Origin of the sequence: Ovoidimarina sediminis (genome assembly GCF_032586175.1) — a bacterium.
Taxonomy (GTDB): domain Bacteria; phylum Pseudomonadota; class Alphaproteobacteria; order Rhodobacterales; family Rhodobacteraceae; genus Ovoidimarina; species Ovoidimarina sediminis.
This window is the reverse complement of record NZ_JAWHTE010000003.1, coordinates 21,794-42,314: the sequence shown is the minus strand read 5'-3', so window position 1 is coordinate 42,314 and position 20,521 is coordinate 21,794. Positions and strand designations below refer to the sequence as shown.

Here is a 20,521-nt window from a genome sequence, read left to right as displayed (position 1 = left end):
CAATGACACTGGACAGACGGACATTCATCGGAACCGCCGTTGCGGCCTCGAGCCTTGCCGCGCCCATGGTGCATGCCGCCGGGCATGGCACACCGCGGGTCGTCGTGGTGGGCGGCGGCTGTGGCGGGGCGACCGCCGCGCGGTACATCGCGAAGGATTCGGATGGCGAGATCGAGGTGGTGCTGATCGAGCCCACGCGGGTCTATTACACCTGTTTCTTCACCAACCTCTACCTGGGCGGGTTCAAGACGATGGAGGAGCTTGGCCACAGCTACGGCACGCTGGCGGGCGAGTTTGGCGTCAACGTCGTCCATGACTGGGCGGTGGGCGTCGACCGGGATGCGAAGACCGTGAGCCTCGCCGGGGGATCGACCATCGGATATGACAAGCTGATCCTGTCGCCCGGGATCGATTTCGTCGACGGATCGGTCGAGGGCTGGGACGTGACCGCGCAGAACGCGATGCCGCATGCCTACAAGGGCGGGTCGCAATCGGAGCTTCTGAAGGCGCAGCTTTTGGCGATGCCCGAGGGCGGCACCTTCGCAATGGTGGCCCCGCCGAACCCCTATCGCTGCCCGCCGGGGCCCTATGAGCGGATCTCGATGGTGGCGCATTACCTGAAGACCAACAATCCGACGGCCAAGATCCTGATCGCGGATCCGAAGGAGAGCTTTTCCAAGCAGGCGCTGTTCGAAGAAGGCTGGATGGCCCATTACGGCGGGATGATCGAGCGGATCGGGCCGGATTTCGGCGGCGATATCGTTTCGGTCGATCCCGCGGCGATGACGCTGACGATCGACGGCGAGGTGACGGAGGTGGATGTCTGCAACGTGATCCCGGCGATGAAGGCGGGCCGGATCGCCGAGATCGCGGGTGTCACGGACGGCAACTGGGCGCCGGTGAACGCCGCCGACATGTCATCGAAGGCCGATCCGGATATCTATGTGCTGGGCGATTCCGCGCTTCAGGGCGATATGCCGAAATCGGGCTTCTCGGCGAACAGCCAGGCCAAGGTGTGCGCGAATGCCGTGCGGGGCGCGCTGACCGGATCGCGGGTGTTCCCGGCGAAATTCGCCAATACCTGCTGGTCGCTGATCGCGACCGAGGATGGCGTGAAGGTGGGCGCGACCTACGAGGCGACGGAAGAGAAGATCGCCAAGGTCGACGGTTTCGTGAGCCAGACCGGCGAAAGCGCCGAGGTGCGCCGGGCCACCTATATGGAATCGGAAGGCTGGTACACGGGGATCACCACCGACATGTTTGGATAACCCTGCCTTCGGGGGCGCGCGGCTGATCTGTATCAAGGCGCGCACCGCGTTTTCGGGCAAGGGTATGCGTAGAGGAGGATGGACAGAATGCTACGCTCTTTTTTCTTCGCTTGTGCCTTGGGTTTGCCGGTTGCCGCGAGCGCCGGTGAGCCGATGGTGAAACCTTTCGACGGCAGCTTCGAAGACGCGACCTTCGCGGTGGAAAGCGCGATCGTCGGCGCGGGTCTGGTGATCGATTATGTCAGCCACGTGGGCGACATGCTGAACCGGACCGGGGCCGATGTCGGCAGCGACACCGAGCTTTTCAAGGCGGCCGATATCTTCGTCTTCTGTTCCGCCGTGGTCAGCCGCGAGATGATGGAAGCCGACCCGATGAACATCGCCGAATGCCCCTATGGCATCTTCGTCGCCGAGACGGGGGATGGCGTGATGGTGGGGCGGCGCGACTATCCCGACGGGGTGATGGACCGGGTGGAAGCGATGCTTGACGAGATCATCGAGGAGGCCGTGGCCGAATAGGCCGAGGCCCGAGCGCGCACCGGGCGGCGGCTGCGCAGGGGCTGCGGAGATCCGATGCTCGAGGCGCTGATCGATAGTCTGGGGGACGGGGGCACGCTGATGCTCTCCGGGGCCGTTGTCGGCGTGATCTTCGGCGCGGCGGCCCAGCGATCGCGGTTCTGCCTGCGCGCGGCGACGGTGGAGGTGGCCTCGGGCCGGCCGGGCCCGAGCCTTGCGATCTGGCTGATCGCCTTCTTTTCCGCGGTGCTGAGCGTGCAGGCGGCGATCGTCGCGGGCTGGCTTGACGTGGACGAGGCGCGGCAGCTTGCCGCCACCGGCAGCCTGTCGGGCGCGGTGATCGGCGGGCTGATGTTCGGCGCGGGCATGATCCTTGCGCGGGGCTGTGCGAGCCGTTTGCTGGTGCTGGCCTCGACCGGGAACCTGCGGGCGCTGGTGTCGGGCCTCGTGCTGACGCTTGTGGCGCAGGCGGCGTTGAGCGGGGTTCTGGCCCGGCCGCGCGAGGCGCTTTCGGCGCTTTGGACGGTGCCGGGCGGGACGGGGCGCGATCTTCTGGCGATGCTGGGGGCCGGGCACGGGGGCGCGGCGCTGTTTGCGGCCGCGGCCCTGATGCTTGCCGTGGGCTATGCGGCGTTCTGCAGGGTGGAGCCGGGGCGGGCGGTGGCCGGGGCCATCGTCGGGGTTGCGGTGGGCCTGGGCTGGGGGATGACCTACTGGATTTCGCAGGCCTCGTTCGAGATCGTGCCCGTGGCCTCGATCACCTTCACCGGCCCCTCGACCGATACGCTGATGGGCCTTGTCACCGCGCCCAGGATGCCCGCGAGTTTCGGCGTGGGGCTGGTGCCCGGCGTGATGCTGGGATCCTTCGCCATGGCGGTGTTCCGCCGCGAGTTCAGGATCGAGCGGTTCGGCCCCGACACGCCGATGGAGCGTTACCTGCTGGGCGCCTGCCTCATGGGGTTCGGCGCCATGCTGGCCGGGGGCTGTGCCGTGGGCGCGGGCATGTCGGGCGGATCGGTGTTTTCGCTGACCGCCTGGGTTGCGGCCTTCGCGATGTGGGCCGGTGCGATGGTGACGCACCGGCTTCTCATGGGCAGCGGTAGTCAGGCGGTCGTCAGAACGCCCTGAGCCCCGGTCTGAAGCCGGGCGACGGCCCAGCCGCCCGCGATGATGGAGGCGAGCGCGAGAAGCGCCGCGAGGCTGCCCGTCGCGGTGCCCGAAAGGCCCGCGCCCACCGTGCAGCCGCCCGCGAGCACGCCGCCCACGCCCATCAGGACGCCGCCCGAGACATAGCGCAGGGTTTCGGCCGGTGCGCTGAAGCTTTGCAGCTGCAACTCGCCCCGGGCCGCGGCGCTGAGGAAGCTGCCGCCGAGGACGCCGCCGATGAAGCCCACGCCGAAGCCCGCGGGAATCGCGGTGGAGGCGATGACCCAGAACAGGCTGTCGCTCCACGGCAGGGTGAAGGCGGCGGTCTGCACGGGCAGCGGTTCGAATTCGTCGAAGAGAAGCGTGCTTGTGGCCATCCAGCCGCCCACCGCGACGAGGCCCACGACCGCGCCGAGGGCGAGTTGCAGGGGCTTCGCGCCGGAGCGCAGCGCGAGGAACGCGGCCAGCACGGTGGCGGCGGCGGCCAGCGCGGCGAGGCCGAAGGGGATCTCGGCCAGCGTGCCGACGGGCAGATCTACGCTGACCGACCCGATCGTGGTGCGGACCGGGGCCAGCACGCCTTTCAGCGTGGCATGCGCCGTGACTGCGAAGGCCAGAAGCACGGTGACCGCGCGAAGGTTGCCGGTGGCGGAGAGAACCGTGAGCCGCGAGACGCAGCCCCGGGTCAGCACCATCCCCGCGCCGAAGGCCAGGCCACCGAGGGCGATGGCGGCCACGGGGAGGGACGGCGACAGGAAGCGGTGATCGTCGAGCGCGATGACCCCGAAGGACTGTGCGGCGGCGAAGCCCAGGATCGCGGCGGCGAGGCCGGTGACCCAGACGGCGGCCGCCGAGCCGCGTTCTTCCGGGGCGCCCGCGACGGCGCGGCGGAGGCAGAAGCGGGAGATCTGTGCGGCCACGCCGAAGACGAGCCCCAGAAGGAGCCCCGCGATCAGGTGAAGCGTGCGGGTTTCAAGCCCGAGATCCAGTGTTTCCAGCAGCATGTCGCATATCCCATTCGACCAAGCGATTGGGACATGCGTTCTATGTTATGCGTCGTCAAGGGAGGTGAGAAGGACGAAAGACCGCCTGAATTGACTGTTTCGGAATATCATTCCGGTTTTCGACGGGTTCATGAATGCCGTTCCGGCACATCCGCCCCGGGGCGCCCGGGCGTTCCTTTCTTCGGCTGGCGGCCCTATTCGAATTCCATCTGCTCGTAGACGCGGCCCGCGTTCTTCGTGGCCAGTTCCTCGAACGTGTCGAGATGGGCGTAGGGCGACTGATCGACGTAATAGGCGTCTGCCAGATCGCCGCCCGCTTCCAGATGTTCGCCGATCCGCGCGCGCAGGTAGGCGAGGTAATCGCGTGTGTAGCGGCGGACCTGCGCCATGTTCGTCGGGTGGCCGTGGCCGGGGATCACGTAGGTGGCGTTCAGCGCCTCGAAGCGCGTATCCCAGGTGTCGAGCCAGTCGGCGGTGTAGGTGTGTTCGAAAATCGGCAGGAGGCGTTCGTGAAACGCCATGTCGCCCGCGATCACGAGGCTTTCGGCGGGCAGCCAGACGGAGATGTCGCCGGGCGAGTGGGCGGGCCCGAGGTGCAGAACCTCGATCCGGAATTCGCCCATTTCGACGATGTATTCATCCTCGAAGGTGATGGAGGGGCCGGTGAGATCGCTGCCTTCGGCCTTGTCGCGGTTGTAGCGCTTCATGCCTTCGAGGATCTGGGGCCCGTACTCCGCGAACTCCGCCGCCGCGTCGGCATGGGCGAGGATATCGACGCCCTGTTCGGCCCAGTAGGCGTTGCCGAGCATGGCGTGGCCCTGGCCGTTTTCGTTGATGACGAGTTTCACCGGCTGGTCGGTGATCTTGCGGATTTCCTCGTGCAGCGCCTTCGCCAGCACATAGGCCGCGCCCGCGTTGATGACGATCACGCCGTCGCCGGTGACGATGAAGCTGAGGTTGTTGTTGTGGCCCGAGTTTTCATAGGTCGGCGGTGCCGTCGCGCCGATCGCCGACCAGACATGGGGGATCACCTCGACCGGTTTCGAATAGAGGGGCGAGCCCGGGTATTGATCGGGGATATCCTCGCTCGCGACGGCCATGGTCGCGGTGAGGAGGAGGGCGGCGAACCAGCGCATCAGCCCGCCTCCGGCACGAAGCGGAAGCCGTCGCCATCGGGGGTGATGCGGCCCATGCCGCCATCGGGGAGGTGGAAGCCGACAAGGGCCATGTCTTCCGACACCAGCCTGTCGATCAGCCGGAGCCGGGTGGCCGCGGCCATGTCGGGATCCTGATCCGAGCCGCCGGGGGCGGCGGGCATGGCGAGGGCCACGTGATGGTTCACGATCGCATCGCCCACCACCATCGCGCTGTCGCCGCCCGACCGGATTTCGAAGCTCATGTGCCCCGGGGTATGGCCATGGGTGGCGACGGCGGCGATGCCGGGCAGGATTTCCGCGCCATCGTCGAAGAGCACCACGCTGTCTTCGATGAATTCCATCCGCCGTTTCGCGCCCACGGCGAAGAACACGCGGTCTTCGGACAGGGTGTCGGCGGTTGCCGGATCCCACCAGAAATCCCATTCCGTGCGCCCCATCATGTGCGTGGCGTTGTAGAAGAGCGGTTCGTCGAAATCGTCGATCAGCCCCCAGATGTGATCGGGATGGGCATGGGTGAAGACGACATGGGTGATGTCTTCGGGAGCGACGCCCGCGGCGTCGAGGCTGTCGACGATCATGCCAGCGCTGGGCATGAAGGCGGGGCCCGAGCCCGCATCGAAGAGCACCGTGTTCGTCCCGTCCTGGTAGAGGGCGAGGTTGCAGGGCGGGGTCGCGCGGTCGCGTTCAAGCCCGTAGCGGTCGAGGAAGGCCGCCGCGTCGGCCTCGGTCATCGTGTCGAGGATCGGAAGGGCGGGGAGGACGAGGTTGCCGTCGCTTACGGTGGTAAGCGTGCCCGTTCCGAGGCTGCGGGCGTGAACTGCGCGGCCGAAGAGCGGCGCGGCGGCCATCCCGCCAAGGATGTCGCGGCGTGTGAACATGGGCTCTCCTCCCGATCCCCGTGATCTTATTCGCAGATGTGAATATGTCGGGAGAGCGGGCCTATTGCAAGCCTCGTCTTCGGTTCGCGCGGCTCAGCCGGCCTTTTCGAGGAACGCGGTGACGCGCGCGTCCACGGCCTTCCAGTCGGTGAATTCGTGGGTTCCGGCGGAGGCATCGAAGGGCCGCCCGCGCATCACCACGAAGCGCACCACCTGCATCGAGAAGTAATCGTAGTGATCGGTCCTGATGGCGCCCGCGACCAGAAGCGTTTCTGCCGGTTCGAAGCCTGTGCGCATCTTCATCTCGGTGAGGTATTCCCCGGCCTCCTCCAGTCCTTCGGGGAAGGCCGCGCTGAGGCTGACGGACATCATCAGGGTGGGGCAGGCCGCCAGACCTTCGCGCGCGCCCTGCACCAGCGCCTCGAAATGGCGCGGGTGGCGGCGCTGGTGCACCGAGGCGGCGAGGATCACCGCGCCCACCCCGTCGAGATCGACCTCGCTTGTCTCTTCCGCGTTGGTCATGGTGACGTTGTGGCCGAGCGATTTTGCAAGATCCGCCACGTGGGTTGCGATCTTGCGCGTCTGGCCTTCGACCGTTCCGTAGATGATGAGCAGGTTCATGGCCGCCTCCCCTCAGTCTGTCGATCCCTGTTTCCAGGCCCAGCATCGGGCAGGCGGGCGGGGCCTGTCGTTGTTCTATGTCAAGGCCCGGAGGATCAGAGCCTGAGCTGCCCCAGCCGCGACAGAAGCCGCGCGAAGCCGATCGCGAGGAGGAGCGGGGGCAGCATCGAGAGCGCGGCGAGCGCCGTTGCGGGGCCCGAGCCCGAGCCGAGGAAGCCGAGGCCGCGCATTAGCGTCCAGACGCTGCCGTCGATCGAGATGAGGAGGGGCCAGAGATACTGGTTCCATCCGAAGATGAAGGTGATGAGGAGAACGGCCCCGATCGGCGGGCCGGAGAGGGGCAGGGCGAAATCCCTGAGGAAGCGGAGCGGCCCCGCGCCGTCGAGCCGGGCGGCTTCCATGAGTTCGGGGGGAAGCGTTTTGAGGTGCTGGCGAAAGATAAGCGTGCCAAGCGCGAGGGGCAGGATCGGCAGGACCATGCCGAGCGTCGTGCCCAGCAGGCCGAGGCCCGCCGTGATTTCGAAGGTGGGCAGCATCCTCGCCTCGACCGGGAAATAGAGCGTCGCGACGCTGACCCAGAACACCGCCTGCGTGCCGCGGCCCCTGAGATGGGTGATCGCATAGGCCGCGACGAAGGAGACCGCGGTGGTGAGCAGAGCGACGCCGAGGCCGACGGCGGCCGAGGACCAGATCATCGCGTTCACGCCCGGCATGCGCGCCGCGCCGCCGCCGACCTCCCTCAGCCGGTCGAGGTTGGCGCCGAAGCCGGTGCCGGGCCAGAGCGTCAGCCCGCCCGCCCGGTTCAGCCCGCCGTCATGGGTGGCGGAGACGGCCAGCAGCAGGACCGGCCCGCAAAAGAGCAGGACACCGCCCATCAGCACCGCATGATCCAAGATGCGCCGCATCCCCGTGCCCCGCCTGCCTCGTCCTGCGCCTGAGTGGCATGGGCGCCACGGGGCCTGCAACAGGATGTTTGGCAAGGTGGCGGCTTCGGCCGGAAAAGCGATTGATCGTGCCCCGGAACGCGTGCACGGTCCGCCCGGAACGAAAACGGGAGGGTGCCATGGCGGTCAGGTTCGGGGTTCTAGGTGCGGGGCGGATCGGGCAGGTGCACGCCGAGGCCGTGGCGCGGGTGCGCGGCGCGGAATTGGTGGCGGTGGCCGATCCGGTGCAGGCGGCGGCCGAGGCGGTGGAGGCGCGGCACGGCTGCAAGGTGCGGACGATCGACGAGATCGCGGCCTCGCCGGATATCGACGCGGTGGCGATCTGTACGCCGACCGACACCCATGCCGACCTGATCGAACAGTTCGTGAAGGCCGGGAAGGCCGTGTTTTGCGAAAAGCCCATCGATCTGGATATCGCGCGGGTGGAGGCCTGCCTTGCCACTGTCGCGCAGACCGGCGGGACGCTGATGATCGGGTTCCAGCGCCGGTTCGATCCGGATTTTCGGGCACTGAAGGCCGAGATCGACCGGGGCGCCATCGGCGCAGTCGAGATGGTGGCGCTGACCTCGCGCGATCCGGGGCCGCCGCCGGTTTCCTATATCAAGCGGTCGGGCGGGATCTTCCGCGACATGGCGATCCACGATTTCGACGTGGCGCGCTGGCTGGTGGGAGAGGAGTTCGAGACGGTGATGGCCGCGGGATCCGTCCTCGTCTCGCCCGAGATCGGCGAGGCGGGGGATTTCGACAGCGTGAACGTGATCCTGCGCACCGCCTCGGGGAAGCAATGCACGATCACCTGCAGCCGGCGGGCGGCCTATGGCTATGACCAGCGGATCGAGGTTCTGGGATCGGAGGGCGCGATCAGCGCGGCGAACACCCATCGGGCGAAGATCGAGGTTGCGACGGGGGCGGGGTATACGCGCCCGCCGCTGCTTGATTTTTTCATGGAGCGCTACATGGCGGCCTATACCGCCGAAATCGCGACCTTCGTCGACTGCCTGCGCGATGGCATGCCGGTGCCAACGACGGGGCAGGACGGGCTGATGGCGCTTGTGCTTGCCGAGGCCGCGCTGCGCTCGGCGGAGACGGGGCGCGCGATCCCGGTGGCGGAGGTGACGGGGGAGGCGGGCGGTGTTTAGCGTCGATCATCCCTTCTTCCTGCCGCTCTGGCGGCGGATCGTGCTTGTCGTGCTGGTGTTCGCGTGGACGATCTTCGAGATCCGCATGGGATCCTACTTCTGGGCGGCGCTGTTCGTCGCGATCGGGCTTTGGTGCAGCTGGTCGTTCTTCAAGGGCGATTACGTGGAGCGTGTCGAGGCGGCGCGGCGGAAATAGCGCAGGCGGGCCGCGCCCCGGGACGGCGGCGGTTTCAGGAGGCCGAGGCCTCTGCGGCGGGGCCGCGCGGGGCCTGAAGCGGTGCCGGGCGGCCGAAGAGGTAGCCCTGCAGCACGTTGCATCCCATGGTGGCGAGCATTTTGCGCTGATGCTCCGTCTCGATCCCTTCGGCCGTGATGCTCATGCCCATGCGCGTGCCCAGAAGGACGATCAATTCGATCATCTGCTGTGACCTTTCGGTGCTTTCCTCGAGGGCCTGAACGAAGGATCTGTCGATCTTGATGCGGTCGAACCCGTAGCGCCAGAGCGTCGACAGGCTTGAATATCCGGTGCCGAAATCGTCCATCGCGAAGCGGATGCCCATGTCTTTCAGGGCGTCGATCTGGAAGGCGATGCTGCTGTTTTCATCGAGAAGCACGCTTTCGGTGATTTCGAGTTCCAGCCGCTCGGGCGAGAGCCCGGATTGTTCGAGCGCGTCTGACACCAAGTTCACGAGGTCGCCCGAGCGGAACTGTTCCGCCGACAGATTGACGGAGACTCTCACCTGATCGTCGTAGGCCTGGATCTCGCGGGTCGCGGCGAACAGAACCCAGGTGCCGATCGTCTCGATCAGCCCGATCTCTTCGGCCAGCGGCACGAATTCCGACGGGGGGATGGGCGTGCCCTCGGCATCGTCGAGGCGCAGGAGCGCCTCGTAGCCGAGGATTTCGGAGGTTTCCGCATCCACGAGGGGCTGAAAGGCCAGTTCGAATTTCTGCGTCCGGCAGGCGTCGCGCAGGCGCGTTTCCAGGAACCGCCGCCGCCGCGCCGCCGCCCCCATCTCTTCGGTGAAGAAGGAGGCCGTATCGCGCCCCGCCGATTTCGCGTGGTAGAGCGCGATATCGGCGCGCTGCAGAAGGGCATCGAGCGTGTCGCCGCGCCGGGGCTCCGCGACCCCGATGCTGATCGAGGACGAGACCGTCAGCCCGTCGATTTCCACGCCCTCGGAGACCCGCCGCATCAGGCGGGCGACCACGGCCTCCGTCGCCTCCCTGTCCTTGACGGGCAGCACCAGTGTGAATTCGTCCCCGCCCAAGCGCGCCACCAGCGCCGCCGCGCCGCAGATTTCGCGCAGGATGCCGGCGATGTGGCGCAGGAACGCGTCGCCCACCGAATGCCCGTAGGTGTCGTTGATCAGCTTGAACCGATCCACATCGACATAGGCCGCGAAGCCGATCCGCCCGTCGTCGAGCCATTTCTGCGCCTCGGCGACGAAGGCGCTTCTGTTCAGCAGCCCGGTCAGCGCATCGTGGCGCGACAGGTACGTGGCATCGCGCGATGACCGTTCGGCCAGCCGCTTTTGCAGCCAGAAGCCCAGGGCGGGCACGCCGAAAAGCACGACCCCGCACGACAAGAATAGCATGGCGAAGGCCGAAACACCCCGGGCATAGGTCGAATAGATATGGGTCGCGTCCACGACGAAGCCGACAAAGCCGACCCGTGCGCCATCCGCGCCGAGCACGGGCATCACCGGAACCGCGAAACTGCGGGGTGTGCCGTCGGTGCGTTCGATCACGTGGATCGAAAGATACTGGCTTGTGGCACCATCGAACAGCGCGCGCAGTGCACGGGTATTCGGCAGCGTCAGATCGGCGATTTCCGGGTAGCTGAGCGGCAGGTCGAGCTCATGGCCGCCGGAATGCCCGTGCCCCCCGTCGTAATCGCCGCTGGCGGGATTTGCGCCACTGGTCCCCCGGTCCGGCATGGCCCCCCGGTTCGGCATGCCCCCGGGTTCAGCGCCGCCACCAGACGCCGACATCCGGCCCATGACGGTCGTGTCGAGCTGGGTGATCAGCACACCGTCGGTGGAATAGAAGAAGACGGAGGCTACCTGGATCGCATGGGCCATGACGCCGAAATCCCGGAAGGATTCGGGGTGAATGACGCCGCGTACGAGATCCGCGGTCTGGGCCCCGTCCGCTTCGAGCATGTCGACAAGGTGGCTGGTCTTGTCGAGCACATGGACCGAGACGACGCGTTTGACCTCGTTCTCGACAAGCGCGCGGAAGCCGCCCCAGGCAAGCAGGGCCATCGCGGTGAGAAAGACAATGGTACGCAACAGCACCGATCGGGCCATCCCGGTTCGCAACAAGGATGGCGCGGGATAGCATCCCGTGGCTTATGATTTCGTGAATTGCGGGCGGGCCGGTGGCCCGGCCCTCAGTTGCCCGCCAGCATCCTGACCAGGGTTTGCTGCGTCACATAGCCCGTCACCGGCAGGTCGCGCGCCCGCTGATAGCGGCGGATCGCCCGGCGCGTGTCGTCGTCGAACTGGCCGTCGGCATTGCCCGGTTCGAGCCCGAGCTGCGTGAGCCGCCGTTCCACCAGAAGCCGGGTGATCGGGTTCGCGACGACGTTGGCCTCTTCCGCGCGGGCGGCCTCGATCGCGTCTTCGGAGGCGCGGGTGCCCTCGATTTCCTGAAGCCGCCCACGGGCCGCGTCGGCATAGGCGCCGTTCGGGAAGCGTTCGAGATAGCCGCGATAGCCGCGCGCGTCATCCGCCGCCGCCGCCTCGTCCCAGGCCTGCTGATCGGCGGCGCGGACGGAGGAGCGGCGCGCATCCTCGATGTCTTCGAGCCGGTCGCGGGCGAGATCGGAGAACAGCCCGTCGGGGTAGCGGGCCAGGTAATCGCGCAGCCCCGCCTCGGTCTGGCCCTGGCCGGTTTCGCGCCAATAGGCGCTGTCGGCGCGGTCGGCCTCGTCCTGGCGGCGCTGGGCCTCGGCCTCGAGTTCGGCGGAGCGTTGCGTCGCCGCATCCTCGATCTGGGTGATCTGGTTGCCGGTCAGGTAGCCGGTGACCTGAAGCCCCTGCGCGCCCTGCCACTGGCGAATCGCGCTGCGGGTGCCACGGCCGAAGATGCCGTCGATCCCGCGCGGATCGAAGCCGAGGATCGAGAGGTTGCGCTGGATCGAGCGCCGGGCGTCGCGGCTGAGCCTGAGGGAGGCCTCTTCGGCTTCCGCCAGTTCCTCGGGCGAACGTTCCACGGCCGCGAGCCGGGCCCGCGCCTCGCCGGAAAAGCGCCCGTTCGGGTAGGTTTCGAGGAAGTCGACATAGGCCGCTTCGGTATCGATCCGCTGGGCCGCGCGCCAGGCTGTGAATTCGGCGATGGTGGCCTGCAGGTTCGCGTCCGGGGCCTCGGCCGCCGCCGCGCCGCCGCGGGGGAGGTAGCCATAACCTTCAAGCGCGCCGCCGCTTTCGGCCACCGCCGCCCCGACCGGGCGATTGCCGCCATAGATGTCGTCGATCAGAAGCCCCGTCATCGTCGCGCCGTCACCCACGACGACGCTGACGCCCTGCGGCACCTCGCCGATCGAAATGCCGGCGCTGAGGCCCGGCCCCGTCTCGGCGGTGTTTTCAGGCACCAGGAACAGAAGCGCATCGCCGGGCTTTTCGCCCATGATCTGCAGGAGCGCGCCGAGCCTGAGCCCCTGCGCGCCCGCGTCGAAGATATCGACATCGCGCTGGGCATCGGTGCCGAGAAGCCAGGTTTCATCGCCATCGGTCACGAACTGGCCGGCCATGATGAAGATCAGGCGTTCCGCTTCGGTGAGGGACTCGTAGCGCCCCGTGAAGCGCTGGCGAAGCTGGCGCGCGCTGGCATCGTCGAGCCTGAGCACCTCGTAGCCCGCGTCATCCGCCGCCTCGATCACCGCCACGCGATCGATCTCTTCGCTGACATCCGGCTGGCGATCGTAATTGTCGTTCGTCACCACGATGGTGAGCGTTTCCGCCCCCGCCGTTCCGGCGCTGATCACCGCTGCGGCAAGCATGCCTGTCCAAAGTCTCGTCACGTCGCACTCTCCCTGCCCGGCCCCAGCCGTGTTGCCCTGCGCTACCCGTAGTCGCGCGTGTCGTCGATCACCTTGCCGTCGTTGGGGAGGCTGCCCGGGGGCACGAGTTTCACCTCGCCCCTGAGCTTCAGCACCTCGACAACGGCCGATTCATAGCGCTCAGGCTCGCACAACTCGGTTTCGATATTCACTATCATATGATCCGAAGAGCCCTGACGTGTGGCTTCGATGCGAATCCGCCCCGCTTCCGGCAAACGTTTGCCGAGGTCGGCGACCTGTTCGGGGCGCACGAACATGCCCTTGATCTTGGTGGTCTGGTCGGCGCGGCCCATCCAGCCCGCAATGCGCATGTTGGTGCGCCCGCAGGGGCTTTCCCCGGGCAGGATCTTCGACATGTCGCCGGTGGCGAAGCGGATCAGCGGGTAATCGGGGTTGAGTGTCGTCACCACGATTTCGCCCACATCGCCCTCGGGCACGGGATCGCCGGTGCCGGGGCGGAGGATCTCGACGATCACGCCTTCGTCGATGATCATCCCTTCCATCGCGGGGCTTTCATAGGCGACATGGCCCAGATCGGCGGTGCCGTAGCATTGCAGGCAGGTGATGCCGCGCGCCTCATAGGCCGCGCGCATCGCCGGGAAGAGCGCGCCGCCCGAGACGGCGGCCTTGGTGATCTGGAGATCAGCGCCCTCGGCCTCGGCCGCTTCGAGGATGGTGGCGAGGTAATCGGGCGTGCCCGCATAGGCCGTGGTGCCGAGATCGCGCGCGGCGCGGACCTGCAATTCCGTCTGCCCCGTGCCCGCGGGGAAGACCGCGGCGCCCACCGCGCGGGCGGCGTTTTCGAACATGAGGCCCGCGGGCGTCATGTGATAGCTGAAGCAGTTCTGCACGATGTCGCCCCGGCCGATCCCCACCGCATGGACGAAACGCCCGAAGCGCCACCAGTCGCGGGTGGCGTTGCCCGGTTCGTAGATCGGCCCCGGCGACTGGAACACATGGTCGAACCCCGCCGCCGGCCCGGCGAAACCGCCCAGGGGCGCGCCGGGTTTCTGCGCGTCGAGCAGCGCGCCTTTCCTGAGAACGGGCAGGGCGGCGAGCCCGGCGAGATCGCCCAGTGGCCCGGAGATTTCCGCCCCGTAGCCCGGCAAATCCGCCGCCCGCTGAAGCTGTGCGTTCAGGGCGTCAAGCTGTTCCGCCGCGCGCCGGTCGGCGCTGCGTGTTTCGAGGTCGTCAAAGAATTCGGTCATTCCGTTCCGTTCCAGTCAGTGTTCCCGGCGGCTTTCCGCCCTGTTTCCCCCCGCGACAAGACGCGCAGTTGAATGCTGCACTGCAGCATAATAAACCACAACCTGCGCGCGAGGCCCGGATCCCGTCAGGGAACCCGGCGCATGAATTTGTGAGGCCCGAACACCGCCATGCTCGACGACGACCCGGAAATCCAGTTCACGCCCGAGGGCATCGACACCCGCCTTTCCTTCGACGAGGCGCGCATGATCTTCGAGGTCGATCTGGGCCACGTTCATTTCCACAACTCGGCCGATGTGAACGCTTTCTACGACCGGGTGGAAGAGCGGATCGACGCCACTGGCGAGCCATGGTGGTTTTTCCTCATCAACTACCAGGGCTGCCGGATCGATCCCGCCGCCTGGATCGCGTTTTCCCATCGCGGCAAGGCGGTGAACCTCGCCCATTCGATGGGCACCGTGCGTTACGACGCCTCGCCCGAAACACGCGCCCAGATCGAACGCGCGGCGGGCACCGAAGCCTTCGACCCGAACCTTTTCGCCACCCGCGACGCGGCGATCGCGCGGATCGCCGACCTGCCCTCGACCCGCCGCGAGAAGATCGTGCACGAGCCGAATTATGCCCGCGCCGATTTCGAGCCGCGCCTGACCTTCTTCCTCGAAGACGAGGTGATGGAGGCCGATTTCTCGGATTTCACCTTCCACCATTCCCGCGATGTCGACGACTTCTACGATTTCATCGAGGAGAAGATCAAAAAGACCGACCGGAAGTGGTATTTCCTCGTCAATTACAACAACACGCGGATCGAGCCCGCGGCCTGGGTGCAGTTCGCTCGGCGGGGCAAAAACCTCAACATCGCCGCCTCGCTCGGCTCCGTCCGCTATGCCGCGGGGTCCGAGACCGAGCGCGACATCCGCATGCGCGCCGAAAGCCAGGAGTTCCGGCCCAACATCCGCAACACCCGCGAAGAGGCGCTGGCGCGGATCGCCGAGATCAAGGCGGGCGGCTGAGCCGCCGGCGGGGCAGGGGGCGTCAATCCACAAGGCCAAGCTGGCGCGCCACCGTCGCACTGTCGTAGTAATCGCGGCCCTCGACGACCTTGCCGTTTTCAACCCGCATCACGCTGCAATAGCGGGCCTCCATGCGCTTGCCGCTGGGCGGAAACGTCCCGAGGCTCGACTGCAGGGGGCCGGTCTGGGTGCCCCGGTTCAGGAACTCGACGACCGCCCAGTCGCCATCCACGATGACGTTCGTCACCTTCACCTCGCCATCGGGGAAGGCCGTGCGCCAGCGTTCGTAATCGGCCTTGTAGGCCGCCGGGCCGGGCTGTGCCTCGCCGCGCGCGACATCCTCGAACCGGCAGTCGTCGGCGATCACCGCCATGCCGCGCTCGGGGTCGCGCATGTCCCAGCTTTCGTGGAACTGCCGTACGATCCGTTCCGTTTCGCGCATCTCAGACCTCCAGAATCACAGTGCCCAGCTTCTCTCCGGCGGCCACGGTGTCATGGGCCGACGCGGCATCCCCGAGCCCGCCGCCGGGCACGACGGCATGGGAAAGCGCGCCGGCCTCGAGCCAGTCCGTCAGCTGCGCCTCGCCCCGCCGCCGCGTCGCGCCGCGCAGCTGGTAGACGATCAGCATCCGAAGCGTGATGTCGCGGAACATGAAGCCATAGAAGGCGAGCGCAGGTTCGCGCTCCGAGGCGCTGGCATAGGCGGCGAGCGTGCCGCCGGGCTTCAGAAGGGCGAGGCTTGCGGCCTGGTTCGCGGCGAAATCGACCTCGACGATCCGGTCGACGCCTGCGCCGCCGGTCAGATCCATCACAGCCCCGGTGACATCGGTTTCGCGGTAGTTGATCCAGCTTTCGGCCCCGGCGTGGCGGGCCTTCTCGTCCGAGGACACGGTGGTGATGACCCGTGCCCCGCCCAGCGCGGCCATCTGGCAGGCATAGCGCCCCACGGTGCCGGCGCCGCCGGTGACAAGCACGGTCTGGCCCGAAAGATCCGCCCCGTCGCCGTAAAGGGCGTACCAGGCGGTCATCGCCGGAATGCCGAAGCAGGAGGCCTCGGCAAAGCTTGTGCCGTCGGGCAGGGCCACGGCCTGTTCGGCGGGCAGTGCCACGTATTCGGCGGCCGTGCCGAAGGGCCTTTGCCACTGGGCGTTCCAGAGCCAGACGCGTTCGCCCACCCGCGCGCGATCGACGCCTGCGCCCACCGCCTCGATCACGCCCGCGCCGTCGGAATGGGGGATGACGCGGGGAAATTCCATCTGGGCCCCGGGGCGGGCGCCGGCGCGCAGCTTCACATCCGAAGGGTTCACCCCGCTGGCGTGCACGCGCACCAGAACCTCGCCCGGCCCCGGCGCGGGATCGGGCATTTCGCCCAGTTCCAGCACCTCCGCCGCGGGCCCGAACCCATCGTACCAGACCGCCTTCATGCGCCTAGCTCAGCCACCGCTTCCGGCGGCGGTAGCTTCGCACGTCGCGGAACGACTTGCGGCCCTGGTCGGACATGCCGAGGTAGAATTCCTTCACGTCCTCGTTCGCCAGAAGCTTGTCGGCGGGCCCGTCCATCACCACGCGGCCCGATTCCAGGATATAGCCGTAATGGGCGAAGCGAAGCGCCACGTTGGTGTTCTGTTCGGCCAGAAGAAAGCTTACCCCTTCCTGTTCGTTGAGGCTTTTGACGCGCTCGAAGATGTCTTCGACAAGCTGCGGCGCGAGGCCCATGGAAGGTTCGTCGAGAAGGATCGTCTCGGGCCGGCTCATCAGCGCGCGGCCGATCGCCGTCATCTGCTGTTCGCCGCCCGAGGTATAGCCGGCCTGGCTTTTCCGCCGCTCCTTCAGGCGCGGGAAATAGCTGTAGACAAGTTCGAGATCCCGTTCGATCTCGGCCCGCCCGTCGGTGCGGGTATAGGCGCCGGTCATCAGGTTTTCCTCGACCGTCAGGTGTTCGAAGCAGTGCCGGCCTTCCATCACCTGGATGACGCCGCGCTTCACGAGCGCGGCCGGATCGAGATCGGCCACCCGCTCGCCCCGGTAGGTGATCGTGCCTTTCGTCACCTCGCCCCGTTCGGCCTGCAGGAGGTTCGAGATCGCCTTCAGCGTCGTCGTCTTGCCTGCCCCGTTGCCGCCCAGAAGCGCGGTGATGCCGCCTTTCGGCACGCTGAGGCTCACGCCCTTCAGGACGAGGATCACGTGATCGTAGATCACTTCGATGTTGTTCACATCGAGAAGGGTTTCGATCTCTGTCGGGTTTGCATCCAGCATCCTATTCCACCTCCTCGCGGGTGCGCCCCTGGCGCACGTCGCGGTAATAGACCGTCGCCTCGGGGCAGGGGCCGCCGCACCGGCTGACGAAGGCGCGGTAGATCCCGTATTTGAAATACAGGGGGTCGTTTGCGTTCGTCGTCGGCCCGTCATAGCGCCAGGCCGGGCGCCCGTTGATCCAGACCCGGATCAGCCCGTCGCCGCCCCGCGACCATTTCGCCTGCATCATCACGCGCGTCCAGCGCCCGGTCATCTGCGCGGGCGTCGCGAGGTCGACCAGCCGGAAATCGGGCAGGGGGCGCATCGGGTCGTCATCGGGCCGGGTCGGATCCGTCATCTTCAGCAGATACCCGTCGGCCTGATAGGTGAAGAGCAGTTCGGGCCCGCTGGTTCCGAACTGATGAACCTGGCCGAGGGTGTAGGGCGGCCCGCCGCGGGCCGGGCGCGGGAAATCCCCGGGCACAAGAAGGCTCCAGGCATACCAGACCTCGTCCCCGGGGCCGATCCGCGAGCGGCTGTCGAAGAACTCGACCCGCTCCCGGTCGGCCCGGCAATCTCCCGTGGAGGCGGGGCAATCGCCCGGGCGCAGGATGAAACGTTCGGCTTCGGTGCCATCGGGGAAGCGGACCCGCGCATAGGCGTGCCGGCCGCCGGCGGACTGCAACTCCATCCGCGCGAAGCCATCGCCCTGGGATCGCTGCGCCTCGGCGGGAGCGGTGCCAAGAGCGGCAACCGCCGCAAGGCACAGGACCGCGATCCGCTGCAAAGCGCTGCACTCAACTCCCATAACGCGACGCGACCTTCATTTTGGCAAAAATACTCAAAATCCCCCGGCGGCGGGGATGCGCCGCCGGGGAAAGGTTTGGATCAACCGTCGCAGGCCTCGTTCACCGGCCAGGGCGCGTTCGCCGCGGCGTATTCGGCGGCCTTCTCGGCCTCGAGCGGTTCGATCGCCGCGCGGTCGGCCTTCAGGAGGTCGGAGGCCTGTACGAACTGGCTGCCGTCCCATTCGATCATCCAGCCGCCCGAATGCCCGGTATGGTCGGCGCAGGAGGTGGCGAAGGGCGCCATCATGCCCGTGAGCCCGAGCTCATCGATCCGCGCTTCGGTGAAGTTCAGGTTGGCGAGGCCGTCGCGCAGCTGGGCCGCGCTGATTTCGGAGGCGCCGTGCATCTCCTGAGCCACGCGGATGCCTTCGGCGAGGATCGCCGAGATCACGACGCCGCGGCCGTAGAACACCTCGCCCATTTCCTCGGCATCGGCCAGCGAGTCGCCCGCATCGGCCACGTGTTCCTTGATCGCGGCCATCACGGGCGCTTCCGCATTCGGCAGCGACCAGGAGATCGCGCGATAACCCTTGCCGTCCTCACCCACGAGCTGCAGGTCGTCGGAATGGCCCGACCACCAGACACCGATGAACTGGTCCATCGGGTAGCGCGTCTTCACCGCCTCGGTGATCGCGCCGGCATTCATCGCGCCCCAGCCCCACATGATCACGAAATCGGGACGCTCGCGGCGGATCTGAAGCCACTGGGCCGACTGGTTCTGCATTTCCGAGATCCCCACAGGGATCGGCAGCACTTCGAAGCCGTGCTCGGCGCCCATCGCCTCCAGAAGCGGCAGGGGTTCCTTGCCGTAGGGGTGATCGAGATGGAGATGCGCGATCTTCTTGCCCGAGAGGCTCGACAGATCGCCGCCCGAGATGTGCTGCAGGATCATGCTCATCCCGTCCCAGTAGCTGGCGGGCGGGTTGAAGGCCCACTGGAAGGTCTTGCCGTCCGACATCGGGCTGAAGCCGTAGCCCGGGGCGAGGATCGGGATCTGATCGACGTTGGTCTTCGGCAGAACCTGAAGCGTGATGCCGGTCGACCAGGGCTGGGTCACCAGGGCCGAGGCCTTTGTGCGTTCGTAGCATTCCACGCCCTTTTCGGTGGAATAACCCGTCTCGCATTCCTCGAAGTTCACCGGCACGCCGCCGATGCCGCCGTCGCGGGCGTTGAGCATCAGCATGTAGTCGCGCTGGCCGTTCATCAGCGGAATGCCGGTCGCGGCGAAGGGCCCCGTCCGGTAGCTGAGGTTCGGGGTGTAAAGCTCCTGCGCCACCGCCGCAGACCCTGCGACGATGCCGGCAAGCGCCAGTCCGATCAGTTTGTTCATTCTGTTTCCTCCCATTGGGTTCGTTTTGGGCCGCCCCTAGTGCGGGAACGGCCAGAGTATCAGTTTCTCGCGGATGATCGCCCAGAGCCGTGCGAGCCCGTGCGGCTCGACAATCAGGAAGAAGACGATGAGGGCACCCACGATCATCACGTTGATATGCTCCACGGTCGCCGACTTGATGTCTAGGCCCAGCAGGTCGGGCACCGTGTTCAGCACCACCGGCAGGGCGACGATCAGGATCGCGCCGAGGTAGTTGCCGAGGATCGAGCCCAAGCCCCCGATGATCGCGATGAAGAGGACGCGGAACGACAGGTCGATGTCGAAGAGGTTCGGCTCCGCCGCCCCCCGCCAGAGAAAGACGAAGAGCGCGCCCGAGACGCCGACGATGTAGCTTGAGACGGCGAAGGCCAGAAGCTTGGCCTTCAGAAGGTTGATCCCGATGAGTTCGGCGGCGATATCCATATCGCGCACCGCCTTCCACGACCGCCCGAGCGCCCCGCGGGTGAGGTTGATCGCGACGATCGTCAGAAGCGTGACGATCCCGAGGACGAAGTAGTATTGCGAGACGCTTGTCGCCTGTGGGCCCGCGACCCAGACCCCGAACATCTCGACATTGGGCACCTGGATCGCGCCCGAGGCGTTGTTGTTGTAGAGCCAGGGCCACTTCTCGAAAAGCCAGACGAGGAAGAACTGCGCCGCCAGCGTCGCGATGGCGAGGTAGAAGCCCTTGATCCGCAGGGAAGGCAGACCGAAGAGGACGCCGACGCCCGCCGAGAAGACGCCCGAGAGGAGGACGGCGATCACGAGGTTCATTTCCGGGAAGATCGTGATCAGCTTGTAGCAGGCATAGGCCCCCACGCCCATGAAGGCGCCGGTGCCGAGGGAAAGCTGGCCCGCATAGCCCGTCAGGATATTCAGCCCCGTTGCGGCGAGCGCGTAGATCAGCACCGGGATCAGGAGGGTCTGGAAGGCGAATTCCGAGGCCGTGAAGGGCAGGATCGCCCAGGCGAAGACCAGGATCAGGCCCAGAAGGAAGGCATCCTGCCGGATCGGGAACAGCGCCTGATCGGTGCGGTAGGTTGTCTTGAACTGGCCGGACGTTCGATACAACATCCCTCAGCCTCCCCTGCTTCCGCAGTCCCGGGCCTGACCC

Annotated in this window: 20 protein-coding genes; 6 read left to right on the top strand and 14 right to left on the bottom strand. The window is 67.0% G+C overall.

The features are described 5' to 3' along the window. Window positions 1-2 precede the first annotated feature (2 nt). The 3 genes from RXV90_RS04720 (at window position 3) to RXV90_RS04710 (ending at window position 2,912) form a co-directional block, all read left to right on the top strand. Complete coding sequence (locus RXV90_RS04720) at window positions 3-1,268, top strand: NAD(P)/FAD-dependent oxidoreductase (RefSeq protein WP_316647217.1); 1,266 nt, start codon at window positions 3-5, stop codon at window positions 1,266-1,268. Window positions 1,269-1,355: 87 nt separating this feature from the next. Continuing rightward, window positions 1,356-1,787, top strand: coding sequence for a DUF302 domain-containing protein (locus RXV90_RS04715; protein ID WP_410482343.1), 432 nt, complete (start codon window positions 1,356-1,358; stop codon window positions 1,785-1,787). A gap of 54 nt (window positions 1,788-1,841) precedes the next feature. Next, the gene (locus RXV90_RS04710; protein ID WP_316647215.1) at window positions 1,842-2,912 is read left to right on the top strand and encodes a YeeE/YedE family protein; all 1,071 of its coding nucleotides are present in this window, start codon (window positions 1,842-1,844) and stop codon (window positions 2,910-2,912) included. On the opposite strand, the gene RXV90_RS04705 is transcribed toward RXV90_RS04710, so the two are convergent. From RXV90_RS04705 to RXV90_RS04685, 5 genes are all read right to left on the bottom strand, one after another. Beyond that, complete coding sequence (locus RXV90_RS04705) at window positions 2,888-3,934, bottom strand: YeeE/YedE thiosulfate transporter family protein (RefSeq protein WP_316647214.1); 1,047 nt, start codon at window positions 3,932-3,934, stop codon at window positions 2,888-2,890. The genes RXV90_RS04710 and RXV90_RS04705 overlap by 25 nt on opposite strands. 194 nt (window positions 3,935-4,128) lie before the next feature. Next, window positions 4,129-5,070 carry an MBL fold metallo-hydrolase gene (locus RXV90_RS04700; RefSeq protein ID WP_316647213.1) on the bottom strand — a complete coding sequence of 314 codons (942 nt, stop codon included), beginning with the start codon at window positions 5,068-5,070 and terminating at the stop codon, window positions 4,129-4,131. Continuing rightward, a complete protein-coding gene (locus tag RXV90_RS04695) occupies window positions 5,070-5,969 on the bottom strand; it encodes an MBL fold metallo-hydrolase (RefSeq protein ID WP_316647212.1) in 900 nt (299 codons plus the stop codon). The genes RXV90_RS04700 and RXV90_RS04695 overlap by 1 nt, the downstream gene beginning before the upstream one ends. 93 nt (window positions 5,970-6,062) lie before the next feature. Continuing rightward, window positions 6,063-6,590, bottom strand: a complete 528-nt coding sequence (locus RXV90_RS04690; protein WP_316647211.1) for a flavodoxin domain-containing protein — start codon at window positions 6,588-6,590, stop codon at window positions 6,063-6,065. A 95-nt stretch (window positions 6,591-6,685) separates the two neighbouring features. After that, the gene (locus tag RXV90_RS04685; protein WP_316647210.1) at window positions 6,686-7,495 is read right to left on the bottom strand and encodes an ABC transporter permease subunit; all 810 of its coding nucleotides are present in this window, start codon (window positions 7,493-7,495) and stop codon (window positions 6,686-6,688) included. Window positions 7,496-7,653: 158 nt separating this feature from the next. Between RXV90_RS04685 and iolG the strand changes: the two genes are divergently transcribed. Together iolG and RXV90_RS04675 are read left to right on the top strand one after the other, a co-directional pair. Beyond that, entirely contained in the window at window positions 7,654-8,673 is a 1,020-nt protein-coding gene (gene iolG / locus RXV90_RS04680) for an inositol 2-dehydrogenase (protein ID WP_316647209.1), read from the top strand. Continuing rightward, on the top strand, window positions 8,666-8,869 hold the full coding sequence (locus RXV90_RS04675) for a DUF3329 domain-containing protein (protein WP_316647208.1): 204 nt from the start codon (window positions 8,666-8,668) through the stop codon (window positions 8,867-8,869). The genes iolG and RXV90_RS04675 overlap by 8 nt, the downstream gene beginning before the upstream one ends. A gap of 34 nt (window positions 8,870-8,903) precedes the next feature. Here RXV90_RS04675 and RXV90_RS04670 read toward each other — a convergent pair whose 3' ends face one another. The 3 genes from RXV90_RS04670 to RXV90_RS04660 form a co-directional block, all read right to left on the bottom strand. After that, window positions 8,904-10,985 carry a putative bifunctional diguanylate cyclase/phosphodiesterase gene (locus tag RXV90_RS04670; RefSeq protein ID WP_316647207.1) on the bottom strand — a complete coding sequence of 694 codons (2,082 nt, stop codon included), beginning with the start codon at window positions 10,983-10,985 and terminating at the stop codon, window positions 8,904-8,906. Window positions 10,986-11,068: 83 nt separating this feature from the next. Then, window positions 11,069-12,700: a peptidoglycan-binding domain-containing protein gene (locus RXV90_RS04665; protein ID WP_316647206.1), complete on the bottom strand. Its 1,632-nt coding sequence runs from the start codon at window positions 12,698-12,700 to the stop codon at window positions 11,069-11,071. Window positions 12,701-12,741: 41 nt separating this feature from the next. Next, entirely contained in the window at window positions 12,742-13,947 is a 1,206-nt protein-coding gene (locus RXV90_RS04660; RefSeq protein ID WP_316647205.1) for a phenylacetate--CoA ligase family protein, read from the bottom strand. Between the two features lie 168 nt (window positions 13,948-14,115). Here RXV90_RS04660 and RXV90_RS04655 point away from each other — a divergent pair, with 168 nt between their 5' ends. Further along, on the top strand, window positions 14,116-14,955 hold the full coding sequence (locus RXV90_RS04655) for a hypothetical protein (protein ID WP_316647204.1): 840 nt from the start codon (window positions 14,116-14,118) through the stop codon (window positions 14,953-14,955). 22 nt (window positions 14,956-14,977) lie between these two features. Here the strand turns inward: RXV90_RS04655 and RXV90_RS04650 are convergent, their stop codons facing one another. The 6 genes from RXV90_RS04650 to RXV90_RS04625 all read right to left on the bottom strand — a co-directional run bounded on the left by RXV90_RS04650 (window position 14,978) and on the right by RXV90_RS04625 (window position 20,481). Further along, on the bottom strand, window positions 14,978-15,397 hold the full coding sequence (locus RXV90_RS04650; protein WP_316647203.1) for an ester cyclase: 420 nt from the start codon (window positions 15,395-15,397) through the stop codon (window positions 14,978-14,980). Window position 15,398: 1 nt separating this feature from the next. Continuing rightward, window positions 15,399-16,379, bottom strand: coding sequence for an NADPH:quinone reductase (locus RXV90_RS04645; protein ID WP_316647202.1), 981 nt, complete (start codon window positions 16,377-16,379; stop codon window positions 15,399-15,401). Window positions 16,380-16,383: 4 nt separating this feature from the next. Beyond that, window positions 16,384-17,211, bottom strand: a complete 828-nt coding sequence (locus RXV90_RS04640; protein WP_316647200.1) for an ABC transporter ATP-binding protein — start codon at window positions 17,209-17,211, stop codon at window positions 16,384-16,386. A gap of 1 nt (window position 17,212) precedes the next feature. Next, window positions 17,213-17,998: a heparin lyase I family protein gene (locus RXV90_RS04635; protein ID WP_316647198.1), complete on the bottom strand. Its 786-nt coding sequence runs from the start codon at window positions 17,996-17,998 to the stop codon at window positions 17,213-17,215. Window positions 17,999-18,078: 80 nt separating this feature from the next. Further along, on the bottom strand, window positions 18,079-19,368 hold the full coding sequence (locus RXV90_RS04630) for an ABC transporter substrate-binding protein (RefSeq protein WP_316647197.1): 1,290 nt from the start codon (window positions 19,366-19,368) through the stop codon (window positions 18,079-18,081). Between the two features lie 36 nt (window positions 19,369-19,404). Beyond that, window positions 19,405-20,481, bottom strand: a complete 1,077-nt coding sequence (locus RXV90_RS04625) for a branched-chain amino acid ABC transporter permease (RefSeq protein ID WP_316647196.1) — start codon at window positions 20,479-20,481, stop codon at window positions 19,405-19,407. Window positions 20,482-20,521 lie beyond the last annotated feature (40 nt).

Excerpts from the sequence above, each read along its gene's own strand:
- RXV90_RS04695 (WP_316647212.1), bottom strand. The coding sequence starts at position 5,969 with ATGTTCACACGCCGCGACATCCTTGGCGGGATGGCCGCCGCGCCGCTC.
- RXV90_RS04630 (WP_316647197.1), bottom strand. The coding sequence starts at position 19,368 with ATGAACAAACTGATCGGACTGGCGCTTGCCGGCATCGTCGCAGGGTCT.
- iolG (WP_316647209.1), top strand. The coding sequence starts at position 7,654 with ATGGCGGTCAGGTTCGGGGTTCTAGGTGCGGGGCGGATCGGGCAGGTG.
- RXV90_RS04710 (WP_316647215.1), top strand. The coding sequence starts at position 1,842 with ATGCTCGAGGCGCTGATCGATAGTCTGGGGGACGGGGGCACGCTGATG.
- RXV90_RS04685 (WP_316647210.1), bottom strand. The coding sequence starts at position 7,495 with ATGCGGCGCATCTTGGATCATGCGGTGCTGATGGGCGGTGTCCTGCTC.
- RXV90_RS04625 (WP_316647196.1), bottom strand. The coding sequence starts at position 20,481 with ATGTTGTATCGAACGTCCGGCCAGTTCAAGACAACCTACCGCACCGAT.
- RXV90_RS04645 (WP_316647202.1), bottom strand. The coding sequence starts at position 16,379 with ATGAAGGCGGTCTGGTACGATGGGTTCGGGCCCGCGGCGGAGGTGCTG.
- RXV90_RS04700 (WP_316647213.1), bottom strand. The coding sequence starts at position 5,070 with ATGCGCTGGTTCGCCGCCCTCCTCCTCACCGCGACCATGGCCGTCGCG.
- RXV90_RS04690 (WP_316647211.1), bottom strand. The coding sequence starts at position 6,590 with ATGAACCTGCTCATCATCTACGGAACGGTCGAAGGCCAGACGCGCAAG.
- RXV90_RS04640 (WP_316647200.1), bottom strand. The coding sequence starts at position 17,211 with ATGCTGGATGCAAACCCGACAGAGATCGAAACCCTTCTCGATGTGAAC.
- RXV90_RS04715 (WP_410482343.1), top strand. The coding sequence starts at position 1,356 with ATGCTACGCTCTTTTTTCTTCGCTTGTGCCTTGGGTTTGCCGGTTGCC.
- RXV90_RS04705 (WP_316647214.1), bottom strand. The coding sequence starts at position 3,934 with ATGCTGCTGGAAACACTGGATCTCGGGCTTGAAACCCGCACGCTTCAC.
- RXV90_RS04655 (WP_316647204.1), top strand. The coding sequence starts at position 14,116 with ATGCTCGACGACGACCCGGAAATCCAGTTCACGCCCGAGGGCATCGAC.
- RXV90_RS04635 (WP_316647198.1), bottom strand. The coding sequence starts at position 17,998 with ATGGGAGTTGAGTGCAGCGCTTTGCAGCGGATCGCGGTCCTGTGCCTT.
- RXV90_RS04720 (WP_316647217.1), top strand. The coding sequence starts at position 3 with ATGACACTGGACAGACGGACATTCATCGGAACCGCCGTTGCGGCCTCG.
- RXV90_RS04660 (WP_316647205.1), bottom strand. The coding sequence starts at position 13,947 with ATGACCGAATTCTTTGACGACCTCGAAACACGCAGCGCCGACCGGCGC.
- RXV90_RS04650 (WP_316647203.1), bottom strand. The coding sequence starts at position 15,397 with ATGCGCGAAACGGAACGGATCGTACGGCAGTTCCACGAAAGCTGGGAC.
- RXV90_RS04670 (WP_316647207.1), bottom strand. The coding sequence starts at position 10,985 with ATGGCCCGATCGGTGCTGTTGCGTACCATTGTCTTTCTCACCGCGATG.